Source organism: Streptomyces rubellus (assembly GCF_036323805.1).
Taxonomy (GTDB): Bacteria; Actinomycetota; Actinomycetes; order Streptomycetales; family Streptomycetaceae; genus Streptomyces.
The window spans coordinates 515324-529252 of record NZ_JAZDCX010000001.1; the positions used below are offsets into that span (position 1 = coordinate 515324).

General features: G+C 76.6%; 10 protein-coding genes. 5 read left to right on the forward strand and 5 right to left on the reverse strand.

Annotation, left to right across the window (positions count from 1 at the left end):
• Nucleotides 1-1338 carry an NAD(P)/FAD-dependent oxidoreductase gene (locus tag V1L54_RS02185; RefSeq protein WP_330116064.1) on the reverse strand — a complete coding sequence of 446 codons (1338 nt, stop codon included), beginning with the start codon at nucleotides 1336-1338 and terminating at the stop codon, nucleotides 1-3.
• A 131-nt stretch (nucleotides 1339-1469) separates the two neighbouring features.
• A complete protein-coding gene (locus V1L54_RS02190; RefSeq protein ID WP_330116065.1) occupies nucleotides 1470-2813 on the reverse strand; it encodes a cytochrome P450 family protein in 1344 nt (447 codons plus the stop codon).
• A 237-nt stretch (nucleotides 2814-3050) separates the two neighbouring features.
• Between V1L54_RS02190 and cutA the strand changes: the two genes are divergently transcribed.
• Nucleotides 3051-3407 (forward strand): divalent-cation tolerance protein CutA, encoded by a 357-nt coding sequence (gene cutA, locus V1L54_RS02195; protein WP_330116066.1) that lies wholly within the window; start codon nucleotides 3051-3053, stop codon nucleotides 3405-3407.
• A gap of 4 nt (nucleotides 3408-3411) precedes the next feature.
• On the opposite strand, the gene V1L54_RS02200 is transcribed toward cutA, so the two are convergent.
• On the reverse strand, nucleotides 3412-5619 hold the full coding sequence (locus V1L54_RS02200; protein ID WP_330116067.1) for a molybdopterin oxidoreductase family protein: 2208 nt from the start codon (nucleotides 5617-5619) through the stop codon (nucleotides 3412-3414).
• 160 nt (nucleotides 5620-5779) lie between these two features.
• Between V1L54_RS02200 and V1L54_RS02205 the strand changes: the two genes are divergently transcribed.
• The 3 genes from V1L54_RS02205 (at nucleotide 5780) to V1L54_RS02215 (ending at nucleotide 10299) form a co-directional block, all read left to right on the forward strand.
• Entirely contained in the window at nucleotides 5780-6595 is an 816-nt protein-coding gene (locus V1L54_RS02205) for a sirohydrochlorin chelatase (RefSeq protein WP_330116068.1), read from the forward strand.
• A 90-nt stretch (nucleotides 6596-6685) separates the two neighbouring features.
• Nucleotides 6686-8029, forward strand: a complete 1344-nt coding sequence (locus tag V1L54_RS02210) for a deoxyguanosinetriphosphate triphosphohydrolase (RefSeq protein ID WP_330116136.1) — start codon at nucleotides 6686-6688, stop codon at nucleotides 8027-8029.
• 101 nt (nucleotides 8030-8130) lie between these two features.
• Entirely contained in the window at nucleotides 8131-10299 is a 2169-nt protein-coding gene (locus V1L54_RS02215) for a hypothetical protein (RefSeq protein WP_330116069.1), read from the forward strand.
• An 82-nt stretch (nucleotides 10300-10381) separates the two neighbouring features.
• On the opposite strand, the gene V1L54_RS02220 is transcribed toward V1L54_RS02215, so the two are convergent.
• Nucleotides 10382-10789, reverse strand: a complete 408-nt coding sequence (locus V1L54_RS02220; protein ID WP_330116070.1) for a cupin domain-containing protein — start codon at nucleotides 10787-10789, stop codon at nucleotides 10382-10384.
• Nucleotides 10790-10854: 65 nt separating this feature from the next.
• Nucleotides 10855-11682: an endonuclease/exonuclease/phosphatase family protein gene (locus V1L54_RS02225; RefSeq protein ID WP_330116071.1), complete on the reverse strand. Its 828-nt coding sequence runs from the start codon at nucleotides 11680-11682 to the stop codon at nucleotides 10855-10857.
• A 193-nt stretch (nucleotides 11683-11875) separates the two neighbouring features.
• On the opposite strand from V1L54_RS02225, the gene dnaG reads away from it, so the two are divergent.
• A complete protein-coding gene (gene dnaG / locus V1L54_RS02230; RefSeq protein WP_330116072.1) occupies nucleotides 11876-13792 on the forward strand; it encodes a DNA primase in 1917 nt (638 codons plus the stop codon).
• The last annotated feature ends 137 nt before the right edge of the window (nucleotides 13793-13929 follow it).

Genomic DNA, 13929 nt, shown 5'->3' on the forward strand with positions numbered 1-13929 from the left:
TCAGATGCCTCCATCGTTGGTGAGCAGGTGGAGCAGCGGGGCGGAGGACAGCGGTTCGTCGCCCTCCCAGGTGCGGGCGAGCGCGCCGACGGTGCCGAGATCGCCGAGGAGGATTCCGCCGACGAGCCGGTCGCCGCGGACGACGACCTTCCGGTAGACGCTGCGGGTGGCGTCGGCGAGATGGACGACGTCGTCCTCCGGCCGCGGTTCGGTCTCGCCGAACGCGGCGAGATCCAGCGGACGCCCGGCGGCGGTGCCGGCGGCGGTGGCGGCCGGGGCGAGGGTGAGCCGGGTCAGCGCCCGGGTGCCGGTGTACGGCGGGGCGGTCGGCGGGGTGCTCGGGCGGTCGGGCTGGGGCGCGGCCGCCAGCAGGACGCGTGCCAGTGCGTCGGCCTGCTCCTGGGCGGCGCCCGCCAGCCCGTAGACCACGCCGCCGTGTTCGGCGCAGTCGCCGACGGCGTGGACGCGGGGGTCGCTGGTGCGCAGCTCGTCGTCCACGACGACGCCCCGGCGCACCTCCAGACCGGCCGCCCGGGCGAGCCCGACGCGGGGCCGCACCCCGCAGGCCAGCACGGTCAGCTCGGCGGCCAGCCGGTAGCCGTCGGCGAGGACCACGGCGGAGACGGCCCGCCCGCCCGGGGCGTCGGGCCGGGTCTCCAGACCGCGGACCCGGCACTGGGTGTGGACCTCCACACCCAGACTCTCCAGGTGCTCGCGGAGCAGGGCCGAGGCGCGGGCGTCGAGGTGGCGCTCCATGAGGTGCTCGCCCTGCTGGGCGAGGACGGTGTGGACGCCGAGCCCGTTCAGCGCGCGGGCGGCGGAGACCCCCAGCAGTCCGCCGCCGACCACCACGGCCCGGGCCCCGGGCCGTGCCTCGTCCGCCAGGGCCCGGCAGTCGGACAGGGTACGGAAGGGGTGCACGCCCCGGGGCAGTTCCTGGGCGGCGCCGGGGCCGCCCGGGCCGCCGGGGAAATCGGTGAAATCGTCGAAGAGGCCGCGCAGCGGCGGCAGCACCGGGTTCGAGCCGGTGGCCAGCACCAGCGTGTCGTACGGCAGCGAGGTGCCGTCGTCGCACCGCACCAGCCGCTCGTCCCGGTCCAGCCGGACGGCCCGCACCCCGCGCAGCCAGCGGGCGGCGGACGGCTCCGGGAGGCCGATCACCTCCGGCGCGTACCGCCCGGCCAGCACCTCGGCCAGCAGCACCCGGTTGTACGGCGCGTGCGGCTCCTCGCCGACGACCGTCACGTCCATGTCGTCGGACGCGGCGGACAGCTGCCCGGCGAGCCGTGCGGCGGCCATGCCGCCGCCGATCACCACCACACGCGTTCTCGAAGTCATACAGGCAGCGTGCGGCGCCGCTGTTTCCCGTCCGCATCACCGTTGTTTCCCGGGGGCAACGCTGACCTCAATGCGCTCGCCGGGCGGCTGTGAGCCCCGGGCCGCGCCCGCGGGCCCGGCCCGGGCCCAGGTCAGAGCGCCGGCGGAGGCGGTGTGCGGGCGCCCGCCGCCGGGCCCGGCAGGGTCGGCGGGGCCGGTACGGCGACGGTCCGCGGCGCGGTGAAGCGGACGGGCAGCGCCGCCAGCCCCTTGGTCCACGGCGAGGTCCACCAGACCAGGTCCTTCTCCGGCACGGCGAGCTCCATGCCCGGCCGCCGGTGCCACAGGACCTCCACGGCGGTCCGTACGATCAGCCGGGCCTGCTCCCGGGCCGGACAGGTGTGCGGGCCCGCGCCGAACGACACGTGCCCGCGGTTCCCGGCCGCGGGCGCGTCGCGCGGGGGCACCGCCTCGGGGTCGCCGTTGGCGGCGGCCAGGGCCAGGACGAGCATGTCCCCGGCCCGCACCGCCTGCCCGCCCAGGCGCAGATCGCGGGTGGCGTAGCGGGCCGGGAGGTTCTGGGTGGGCGGGGACCGCCACAGCACCGTCTCCAGCACGTCGTCCAGGGTCAGCAGCCCGCTGTCCAGCGAGGACCGCAGGGCGTGGTCGGTCAGCAGGGTGCGCACCGAGGTGGCCAGCCAGTTCTTCGTCGGCTGGTAGCCCGCCACGGCCGTCACCATCAGGTTGTGCAGCACCTCCTCCTCGGTCAGGGCGGCGGGGTGCGCCAGCAGCCGGGAGACGGCGTCGGGGCCCGGCTGCCGCCGCCGGTGCCCGATCAGCGACAGCAGGACGCGCTCCATGCGGCGGGCGGCGTTGCCGGAGTCGGCGTTGGCCGCGGCGGCGCCGGTGACCGCCTCCGCCAGCTGCCGGCCCGTCCGGTCGTCCGTGCCCAGCAGCCGGGCCAGCACCAGGGCGGGCAGCCGGTGCGCGTAGTGCGGTACGAGATCGACCTCGCGCGCCTCCCCGAAGGAGTCGACCAGCCGGCCGGCCGCGTTCCGCACCATGCGGACCAGCTCGCGTCCGTCGATCCCGGTCAGCGTGTCGGCGACCGCCGACCGCTGCCGCCGGTGCGCCCGTCCGTCGGCGAACATCAGCGCCGGGCGCCAGCCGAGGAACGCCAGCAGCGGCGAGTCGGACGGCACCCGGCCCTCGCGCGGCAGGTTCCACAGCCGGGGGTCGTGGCTGAAGTTCCGCTCGTCGCGGGCCAGCCGGAGCACCTCCCGGTAGCCCATCACCAGCCAGGCGGACACGCCCGGGGCCAGCGAGACGGGGGCGACCGGGCCGTACCGGGCGCGCAGCCGCCCGTACAGCTCCGGCAGGTTGTCCCCGTCCAGGCCCGGTCCGTACAGCGGGGCGGGGGACCGGCCGGCCGGACAGCGCGGCGGCGCCCCGGCCGGTGGCTCGGCCGGGAAGGGGCGGCGGGGCGTGGCGGTCATGTGGCGGCTCCGGGAGGACGGGGGACACGGAGCGGTCCGCGGGCGGTCCGCATGCCCGGAGACAACGCCCTCCCGGACGGCATGGTCAACGCACTTGCCCGAATGGGGGAGCGAGATCCCCCGCAAGAGTGATCAGGGAGCCCGGCGGCTCTCGCTACGGTGGGCCGTGGATCCGGCGGAGGTCACGACGGGACGGCAGGGATGACAGAGGCGGCAGAGACGACAGGGACGGCGGGGATGACAGGGACGGACGGAGCGGCCGGGACGGGCGTGCTGACGGTGCTGACCACCACGGACAGCCCCGAGAAGGCCGAGGCGCTGGCGCGCGGCGCGGTGGCGGCCCGGCTCGCGGCGTGCGCGCAGGTGACCGGCCCGGTCACCTCGGTGTACCGGTGGGAGGGCGAGGTGCGCGCCGACCGCGAGTGGCAGGTGCTGCTGAAGACGACGGCGGCCCGCTACGACGCCCTGGAGGCGCAGCTGCGCGCCGCGCACGACTACGACACCCCGGAGATCATCGCCACCCCCGTGGTCCGCGGCGGCGCGGACTACCTGGCCTGGGTGGCGGCGGAGACGGACGGCGCCGCGGGCACCTGAGCGCTCACCGCGCCGCGTCCCCGGAGCCGGCGGAGCCCCCGGCGTCCCCCGCGCGTTCCACCCGGACGGCGCAGACCTTGAACTCCGGCATGCGCGAGGTCGGGTCCAGGGCCGGATTGGTCAGGGTGTTGGCACGTCCCGCCCCCGGCCAGTGGAACGGCATGAACACCGTGTCCGGGCGGATGCCCGGGGTGATCCGGGCCGGGGCAACCGCCCGGCCGCGCCGCGACACCACCGCGACCGGCTCCCCCTCGGCCACCCCGATCCGCTCGGCCAGCCGGGGATGCAGCTGGACGAACGGACCGGGCGCGGCGTCGTTCAGCTCCGCCACCCGCCGGGTCTGGGCGCCCGACTGGTACTGGGCCAGCACCCGGCCCGTGGTCAGCAGCAGCGGATGGCCGGCGTCCGGCTCCTCGGCGGAGGGACGGTGGGTGACGGGCACGAAGCGGGCCCGGCCGTCGGGGGTGGCGAAGCGGTCCAGGAACAGCCGCGGGGTCCCGGGGTGCGGGACGGGGGCGGAGGCTCCCGCCCCCTCGTCGGCGGGAGCCTCCGGGCAGGGCCAGAAGACGCCGTCCTCCTCGGTGATGCGCCGGTAGGTGATGCCCGAGTAATCCGCCGGGCCCCCGGCCGAGGCCCGCCGCAACTCGTCGAAGACCTCCTCCGGATCGGTGGGGAAGCCCTTCTCCCAGCCCAGCCGGGCGGCGAGCGCGTTCAGCACCTCCAGATCGGTGCGCACCCCGGACGGGGCGGTCACGGCCCTGCGGCGCAGCAGCACCCGGCCCTCCAGATTGGTGACGGTGCCCGTCTCCTCCGCCCACTGGGCCACCGGCAGCACCACATCGGCCAGCTCCGCGGTCTCCGAGAGCACCACGTCGCAGACCGCCAGGAAGTCCAGCGAGGCGATCCGCTCCTCGACATGGGCGGCGCGCGGCGCGGAGACCACCGGGTTGGAGCCGGACAGCAGCAGCGCGCGCACCTCGGTGCCGAGCGCGTCCAGCAGCTCGTACGCGCTGCGTCCCGGGCCCGGCAGCACCCCGGGGTCCACGCCCCACACCCGCGCCACGTGCTCGCGCGCCGCGGGGTCGTCCAGTCTGCGGTAGCCGGGCAGCTGGTCGGCCTTCTGGCCGTGCTCGCGCCCGCCCTGGCCGTTGCCCTGGCCGGTCAGACAGCCGTAGCCGGACAGCGGGCGGCCCGCCCGGCCGGTGGCCAGGCACAGGTTGATCCAGGCGCCGACGGTGTCGGTGCCCTTGGACTGCTGCTCGGGGCCGCGCGCGGTGAGCACCATCGAGGACTCCGCGTCGCAGAACATCGCGACCGCCTCGCGCAGCGCGGGCACCGGCACCCCGGTGATCCGCTCCACCAGCTCCGGCCAGTGCGCCATCGCCGCGGCGCGGGCCGCGGGCCAGCCGGTGGTGCGCGCCGCCACGAACTCCTCGTCCACCCGGCCCTCGGCGACCACCAGGTGCAGCAGGCCCAGGGCGAGGGCCAGGTCGGTGCCCGGGCGCGGGGCCAGGTGCAGGTCGGCGTGCTCGGCGGTGCGGGTGCGCCGGGGGTCGATCACGACCAGCTTCCCGCCCCGCTCGCGCAGCTCGGTGAAGTAGCGCAGCGCGGGCGGCATGGTCTCGGCGGGGTTGGAGCCGACCAGGATCACACAGCCGGTGCGGGCGACGTCCGCCAGCGGGAACGGCAGCCCCCGGTCCAGGCCGAACGCCCGGTTGTGGGCGGCGGCGGCCGAGGACATGCAGAACCGGCCGTTGTAGTCGATCTGCGAGGTGCCCAGCACCAGCCGGGCGAACTTGCCCAGCAGATACGCCTTCTCGTTCGTCAGCCCGCCCCCGCCGAACACCCCGACGGCGTCCGGCCCGTGGGCGGCCCGCACCCCCGACAGGCCCGCGGCGACCCGGTCCAGCGCCTCCTCCCAGGAGGCCGGTTCCAGCCGCCCGCCGGCGTGGTGACGGACGAGCGGGCCGGTCAGGCGCACCCGGGAGGAGAGCAGCGCGGGCGCGGTGCGGCCCTTGCCGCACAGCGCGCCCCGGTTCACGTCGAACCCGGCGCGCTCCACCACCTCCACGGACGCCGCGGCGTCCGCACCGGGCCGCAGGCCCATGCCGCACTGCAGGGCGCAGTACGGGCAGTGCGTGTCGACGGGGACGCCGACGGCCGGGGGGTCGCCGGGGGCCGGTCCGGTGGGCGGGGCAGTCGTCGCGCTCATACCGCTCAGCGTGCGTCGCACGTGTTACGTTCCGCGCCCGGGCGGGTTACGGGGCGGGGACACCGGCCTCAGTGCGGCCGCCCGCGAGCCGTGAGCCGCAGGCAACCGGACGTCACAGGGGCGCAACCGCGGGGCAACCGCGCGTCCCGAGACTGGGAGCATGAGCCTCCGCCCGCCGTTCTCCGCACCGCAGTCCGCGCCGCCCGCCCGGTCCGCGCCCGCCCTGGTGGCCGTCGCCCACGGCTCCCGCGACCCGCGGGCGCTCCCCGCGATCACCGCGCTGCTGGAGCTGGTGCGGTCGCTGCGGCCCGGGCTGCGGGTGGTGCCGGGGCACATCGAGCTGAACGAGCCGCTGCTGCCGGACACCCTGGACGCGCTGCCGGCCGGTCCCGCGGTGCTGGTGCCGCTGCTGTTCGGCCGCGGCCACCACGTCAAGCACGACATCCCCCGGGCCGCGGCCGCCGCCGCGCACCTGGAGATCCGGACCGCCGCCCCGCTGGGGCCGCACCCCCTGCTCGCCGAGGCCCTGGCCGCACGGCTCGCCGAGGCCGTCCCCGCGGGCGGGGCACCGGACGGCGTGGTGCTGGCCGCCGCCGGCTCCCGCGACCCGGAGTCGGCCCGGGACGCCGGGCGGACGGCCGCACTGCTCTCCGCCCGCCTCGGCGGTGTGCCGGTGCTCCCGGCCTATGCCTCGGCCGCCGCGCCGACCGTTCCCGAGGCGGTGGCCGCCCTGCGCCGGGCCGGCTGCCGGCGGCCCGCGCTGGCCTCGTACTTCGCCGCTCCCGGCCATTTCGCCGCCCGGTGCGCGCGGGCCGTGCCGGAACTGCCCGCGGCCGGCCCGCTGGGCGCGCACCCGGCCCTGGCCCGTCTGGTGCTGCACCGCTACGACGAGGCACGCGCCCGCCTCCGCGCCCCGGTCCGCCGCCCCCGGGCCGGACGCCCGGTGCCGGTGCCGGCGGGCGGCCCGGCGCGTTAGGCGCGGCGGCCGGCGGCCGTTCCCGGCACGACTGTCGTCCGCGGCCGATACCGTCGGTGTATGCACGGCAGGCATGGTGATCCGTACGGCATGGAGGACGCCGCTCATCCCGACACCCACCACACCCCTTACGACGAGGCGGCGCTGGAGCGCTGGGTGCCCGAGCCCGACAAGCGGCCCGGCCGCACCGCCTTCCAGCGCGACCGGGCCCGGGTGCTGCACTCCGCGGCGCTGCGGCGGCTCGCGGGCAAGACCCAGGTCGTCGCCCCCGACCGGTCCGACGGCGTGGGGCAGGCATGGGACGCCACCCCCCGCACCAGGCTGACCCACTCCCTGGAGTGCGCCCAGGTCGGCCGGGAGCTGGGTGCCGCGCTCGGCTGCGACCCGGATCTGGTGGAGGCCGCCTGCCTCGCCCACGACCTGGGGCATCCGCCCTTCGGGCACCACGGTGAGCGGGTGCTGGACGGGATCGCCGCGCCCTGCGGCGGTTTCGAGGGCAACGCCCAGTCGCTGCGGCTGCTGTCCCGGCTGGAGCCGAAGCGGTTCGTGACGGAGACGGGGCCGGACGGCGGCGAGCGGCTCGTCAGCGTCGGCCTCAACCTCACCCGCGCCGCGCTGGACGCCGCCACCAAGTACCCCTGGCCGCGCGGCGGCCACCCCATCGACCCGGGCTCGGGGAAGTTCGGCGTGTACGAGGACGACCTGCCGGTCTTCTCCTGGTTCCGCGCCGGCGCCCCCGGACACCGGCGGTGCTTCGAGGCACAGGTCATGGACTGGGCCGACGACGTCGCCTACTCCGTCCACGATGTCGAGGACGGTCTGCACGCCGGGCATCTGGACCCCAACCTGCTGCTCGCCGAGTCCGAGCGCCGCGAGGTCCTCTCCCTCGCCGCCCGCCGCTACGCGCCGCCCGGCACCGCGGAGGCCGAACTCGCCGAGGCCCTGGACCGGCTGCTGGACCAGGAGTGGTGGCCGCACGGCTACGACGGGACGGCCGTCGCCCAGGCCCGGCTGAAGGACGCCACCAGCCAGCTCATCGGCCGCTTCTGCCTGGCCGCCGAGGGCGCCACCCGGGCCGCGTACGGCTCCGGCCGGCTGACCCGCCACACCGCCGCCCTGGTGGTGCCGCGCGAGGCACGGCTGGAGTGTGACGTGCTCAAGGCCGTCGCCGACCGGTACGTGATGCAGCGCCCCGACCAGGAGCGGCTGCGCGGTGAGCAGCGCGCCGTCCTGACCGAGCTGGCCGAGGCGCTGACGGCCCGCGCACCCGACGGGCTGGACCCCCAGTTCCGCACGCTGTACGCGGCCGCCGGCACCGACACCGCACGGTTGCGGGTGATCGTCGACCAGATCGCCTCCCTGACCGACGCCTCGGCCCGCCGCCTCCACGCCCGCCTCACCGGACCCCGGGGCACCACCGCCGTCATCGGCTGACGGAGGCCGGCGACCGCGCCGCGAACCGGCGTCACCCGGAGCGACATGTAGCACACTGTGCGTGTTCGTCTCCGTGTCGTGCGGTGGTGGGAGCGTGAGCCATGGGAAGCCGGGGGCATGCCGGGCGGGTCGCGGTGGTGGTGTTCAGTACCGCGGTGTGCCTGGCCGGGCTGGGCTGGACGGTGTTCGCGCTGGGCCGGGTGGAGCTGGGCCAGTCCGACCCCGCCGGGGTGCTCTCCTTCGGGCTGGGGGTGGTCGGCGCGGTGCTCGGTGGCTGGGGGCTGTGGGCGGCGGTGCACGGGGTGCGTGCCCAGCGCACCGGGGAGGTGGTCGCCGAGCAGCTGGCGCGGGCGGTGGTGCGCAAGGAGGGAACGCAGTACCGGCAGCTGCTGGGCAGCGGCCGGGCGGCCCCGGGAGGCCGGATCGACCTGGTGTTCAGCACGACCGCCACCGCCGTGACCGGCGCGCGCTCCGGCGGGACGCTGGCGGACATCACCGGTTTTTACCGGGAGCTGCGGCCCGGCCGGCTGGTCATCACCGGCACACCCCGGCCCGACGGGGACGGGGCGGGCGACGAGGGGACGGGCAAGACCGTGCTCGCCCTGGCCCTGCTGCTGGGCCTGGCCAGGGAGCGCGGCGCGGGCGAGCCGGTGCCGGTGCTGCTGACCGCGGCCTCCTGGCCCGGCGGTGAGCTGCGGCAGTGGCTGCGCGCCCATCTCGCCTCCGCCTACCACCTCTCGCCCCGTGACGCCGGGCTGGTCGTCGCCGCCGAACTCGTCCTGCCGGTCATCGACGGCCTGGACGAGACGGACCGGGACACCGCACCGGGGTACGGGTCCCGCGCCGCCGCCCTGCTGCGCGCCGTGGAGCGCTTCGAGAGCGGCGGCGTACGCTGCCCGGTGGTGCTGACCTGCCGCCATGCCCAGTACCGGGCGCTGGTGGACGCCGACGCCCAGCCGAGGGTGGCGGCGCACATCGCCCTGGAGCGCGTCGACCCGGCCCGGGCCCGCGCCTACCTGGAGCGGCGCGTCGCGGCCACCGAGCGGGGCCGGACCCGCTGGCAGCCCGTGCTCGACGCGCTGGAACAGGCCGCGGACCCGGCCGGTCCCGCCCCCGACGCCGCCCGGCGGCTGGCCCGCGCCCTGGACACGCCCTGGCGGCTCACCCTGGCCGTCGTCGTCTTCCAGGAACGGACCCCGGACGGCGGCCATCTGCGGGACCCCGCCGGCCTGCCGGCCCTCGCCGCCGGCGGCCGGCTGTACGAGTACCTCCTGGACCGGTGCGTCGGGGCCGCCGTGACCGCGCCCCACCACGGGACCGGCATCACCGCGCCCGGCGCCGCGGACGGCGCGGAACCCGTCCGGCGCGGCCACCGGCCGCCCAGGCTGGACGCCGGGGTCACCTGGCGCCGTCTGGCCGTCCTCGCCCGCCACCTGAACGACGGCGCCGGTACCGCCGCCCGCCCGCCGCGCGTCGTCGCCGGCCGCGTCCCGAGCGGCACCGACCTGGTCCTCCACGAGCTGTGGCCGCTGGCCGGCCCGCGCCGGGCGCTGTGGACCGACCGGGCCCTGAGCGTGGCCCTGGCCGTGCCGGTCAGCGCCGGGCTGGTGTGGCGGATCGGCCTCCCCCTGTGGCAGCGGGCGGCGCTGGCGCTGCTGTTCGTGCCGGCCGTCGCCCTGGTGGGGAGCCGGCCGTGGCCGCGACCGCACCGGCTCGAACCCGGGCGGCTGCGTACCCGCGCCGGGCGGCGCGGTTTCGCACTCCGGCTCGCGGCCGGACTCGCGGCCGGACTCGTGTTCGTCCTCCTGTTCGGGCCCGTCGTCGGCGTCACGGCCGGACTGGCGGTCGGGGCCGTGGGCGCCCTCGCGGCCGGTGTCACGGCCGGGGAGGAGCGGCCGGTGACCGATCCGCGCGATCTGGTGCGCGGCGACCTCATCACCTGCCTGGCGTACGGGGCGGGTTTCGGCCTCGGGCTCGGGCTGGCGGTCGGGATCGGGTACGGGCCGGTGGCCGGGCTCACGGAGGGCCTGGTGAGCGGGGCCGCGGTCGGGATCGCGGTCGGGCTCATGAGCGGGGCGGGCCGGGCGGCGGTCCGGTACCTCGCCTTCCTGCTGTGCGTCCGCGGACGGCTGCCCTGGCGCCTGGGCCGCTTCCTGGACGCCTGCTACCGGCTGGGCCTGCTGCGGGTGGCCGGTACGGCCTGGCAGTTCCGGCACCGCGAGCTCCAGGACCACCTGGCCGCCCGGCCCGACCCGCCGTCCCGGCCCTGAGGCGCCGGTCCGGGCCCCGTGCCGGGGAGGACTGGACGAACGCACCGCCGCCCGCGGGCCGGGCGGCGGTGCGCGGCGCGGATCAGCCCAGCGCGTGACCGGTGGTGCTGTCCACGTGGGCGGGAATGTCCCCGTCGTGGCGGTCCCCGGTCGTGGCCGTGCCCGACGGCTCGAACATCATGATCGACCCGCCCGGCGAGGACGGCCGGTGCTCGGTGCCCCGGGGCACCGTGAACGTGTCGCCCCTGTGCAGTACGACGGTGGACTCGTTGCCCTCGGCGTCGCGCAGGGCGATGTCGAAGCGGCCGTCGAGGACGAGGAAGAACTCGTCGGTGTCCTCGTGGACGTGCCAGACGTGTTCGCCCCGCACATGGGCGATCCGTACGTCGTAGTCGTTCACGCGGGTGACGATCCGCGGGCTGTACACGTCGTCGAAGGAGGCCAGCGCCTCCACCAGGTTCACGGGGCGCGGCACGGGCTGCTGAGTCATGGGAGTGATCCTCCCGGGGGTGGCGCCGGACGTCCAGGGACGGATACCCGGCGCCGGGCCCGGCCTCAGCCGTCCGCCGGGTCCGCCAGGTCCGCCAGGACCGCAGTGTGGTCGGAGGGCCAGACGCCGTCCACCGGGCGGTCGCCCGCGCGCCGTACGGAGCGCACGTGGCCGAGCCCGCCGGGGCCGGGCGGGCCGACCCGGATGTAGTCCACCCGGATGCTGGGCCGGAAGGCCGCCGCGACATGGGGGTTCGCCGCGTCCCGGGTGGCCGAGGGCGCCCGCGGGTCGGCGTGCTCCCAGGCGTCGAGGAGCACCTGGCCGGGGACGGCGGGGGCGGTCAGGTAGCCGCCGAGCAGCCGGATCTCGTCGGATTCCGGCCGGGCGTTGAAGTCCCCGGTGACCACCGGCGGGAAGTCGGTGCCGCCGCGGTGGAGCGCGACGAACCGGGCGAGGGCCGTCACCTGCGCGCACCGGACCGCCGAGGCGTGCGCGGCCGAGGCCAGGTGGGTGGTGAAGAACGGCACCGGGTGCCCGGGCAGGTCCAGCCGCGCGTACAGGGCCAGCCGGCCGTCGTCCAGTTCCTCGGGCGCGGACAGCCGCAGCACCTCGCTCTCCAGGACCGGCCACCGGCTGAGCACCGCGTTGCCGATGCCCACGGACGGGTCGCCCAGCCGCCGCTGCCAGCGCCCGGGGGAGTCGGAGGCGCCCCAGGCGCAGTGCAGGCCGAGCTCGTCGGCGAGCCACCGGGCGAGGTTCTCCCCGCCGTGCTCCCACACCTCCTGCAGGCCGACGATGTCGGGCCGCAGCTCGCGCAGCACCGTGAGGACGGCCTTGCGCCGCTCCTCCCACGGGCCGAACCGCCACCACAGGTTCCATGTCAGCACGCGCATCCCGCTCCGCCCTCTCCGGGTCCCTGGTGAACATCCTGCTCGCTCCAGCGGTGCCGGTATCCGGCGGGGTGACGGGGAGAGGGCCGTACGGGGAACATGCCGGGAAACCCCCGGCAAGGAACGGTGGCGGCCGGCGGGCCCGCCACCGGCCCGGGGTGCCGGAGGTGTCGGGGGCCGGCCGTAGACTTCTGCCGTGGCGGGACGGATCAACGACGAGGACGTGAAGGCGGTACGGGACGCGGTCCCGATCGACGCCGTCGTCGCGGAGTACCTCCAGCTCCGCCCGGCGGGCGGCGGCAACCTCAAGGGCCTGTGCCCCTTCCACGACGAGAAGTCCCCGTCCTTCCACGTCAGCCCGAGCAAGGGGCTCTACCACTGCTTCGGCTGCCAGGCCGGCGGCGACACCCTCGACTTCGTGATGAAGGTGGACCACCTCTCCTTCTCCGAGGCCGTCGAGCGGCTCGCCTCCCAGGCCGGGATCACCCTGCGCTACGAGGAGGGCGGCTACGCGCCCGGCCGCCAGCAGGGCGAGCGCATCCGGCTGGTCCAGGCGCACAAGGCCGCCGCCGCCTTCTACACCGAGCGGCTCGACTCGCCCGAGGCCGAGACCGGCCGCCGCTTCCTCGCCGAACGCGGCTTCGACTCCGATGCCGCGGCCCACTTCGGCGTCGGCTACGCCCCGGCCGGCTGGGACCACCTGACCCGCTTCCTGCGCGGCAAGGGCTTCAGCGACAAGGAGCTGATCCTGGCCGGCCTCGCCCAGGAGAGCCGCAACGGCCGGCCCATCGACCGCTTCCGCGGCCGGCTGATGTGGCCCGTCCGCGACATCACCGGCGAGGTCGTCGGCTTCGGCGCCCGCAAGCTCCGCGAGGACGACAACGGGCCGAAGTACCTCAACACCCCCGAGACGGCGATCTACCACAAGTCCCAGGTGCTGTACGGCATCGACCTCGCCAAGCGGGAGATCGCGAAGACCGGCCGGGCCGTGGTCGTCGAGGGCTACACGGATGTGATGGCCTGTCACCTGGCCGGGATCACCGGCGCGATCGCCACCTGCGGCACCGCCTTCGGCGGCGAGCACATCAAGATCCTGCGGCGGCTGCTGATGGACAACTCCCGCTCGGAGGTGGTCTTCACCTTCGACGGCGACGCCGCCGGACAGAAGGCCGCGCTGCGCGCCTTCGAGGACGACCAGAAGTTCGCCGCCCGCACCTCGATCGCCATCACCCCCGGCGGCATGGACCCGTGCGAGCTGCGGCTGGCCGAGGGGGACGAGGCGGTGCGGGGGCTGGTGGAAGGGCGCTCCCCGCTCTTCGAGTTCGCCATCCGCTCGGTCACCGGGCAGCACAACCTGGACACCGCCGAGGGCCGGGCCGCCGCCCTGGAGGAGGCCGCGCCGATCGTCGCCCGGATCAAGGACGGCTCGATCCAGCACCAGTACGCCGTACGGCTGGCCGGGATGCTGGGCATCCTCGACACCGAGTTCGTCGTGCGCCGGGTGGGGCAGCTCGCCCGCCGGCTCCGCGAGCGCGGGGGCGCCCCCGAGGGCGGCCCCCGGTACCGCGGCGGCCACGCCGCCGGAGCGTCCACGGGGCCCGTGGCCCCCGGCCCGGCGCCCGGCGGCCCCCGGCTCGACCTGCGCACCCCCCGGCTGCGGGCCGAGCGCGAACTGCTCAAGCTGGCGCTGCAGTTCCCGCAGCTGGTCGCCCCGCTCTTCGACGCCTACGGCGCCGACGAGTTCACCGCCGCCCCCTACGCGGCGGTGCGCCAGGCCATCGAGAAGGCCGGGGGAGTGGAGCGGGCCGACGGCGAGTACCTGGTCCGGGTGCGCGACGCCGCGCCGGACGACACCATGCGGTCGATGATCACCGAGCTGAGCGTCGAGCCCCTGATGACCCCGCGCGAGCCCGACGAGATGTACGCCGGGGAGTTCCTGGTCAAGGTCCGGCTGGAGGCGGTCAACCGCCGGATCGCCGAGCTGCGCAGCACCTTCGAGCGCCTGGTGAGCAGCGGCGACGAGAAGCAGACCGCCGTCTCCCAGGAGCTGTGGACGCTGGAGCAGTACGGCCGGGCGCTGCGCGACCGGGGCGCCGCCGCGCTGTGGTCCTGACGGCCGTTCCCGGCCGTCCGCCCCGGGCTCTTCCGGTGGTTCCCCGTGACGACCCGTACACGCCGGGTGCCGGCCGGGCCCAAAAACTGGGCGCACGACTCTCGTGGGCGGAGTGTGTCGTGGCGCACACTGGGAAG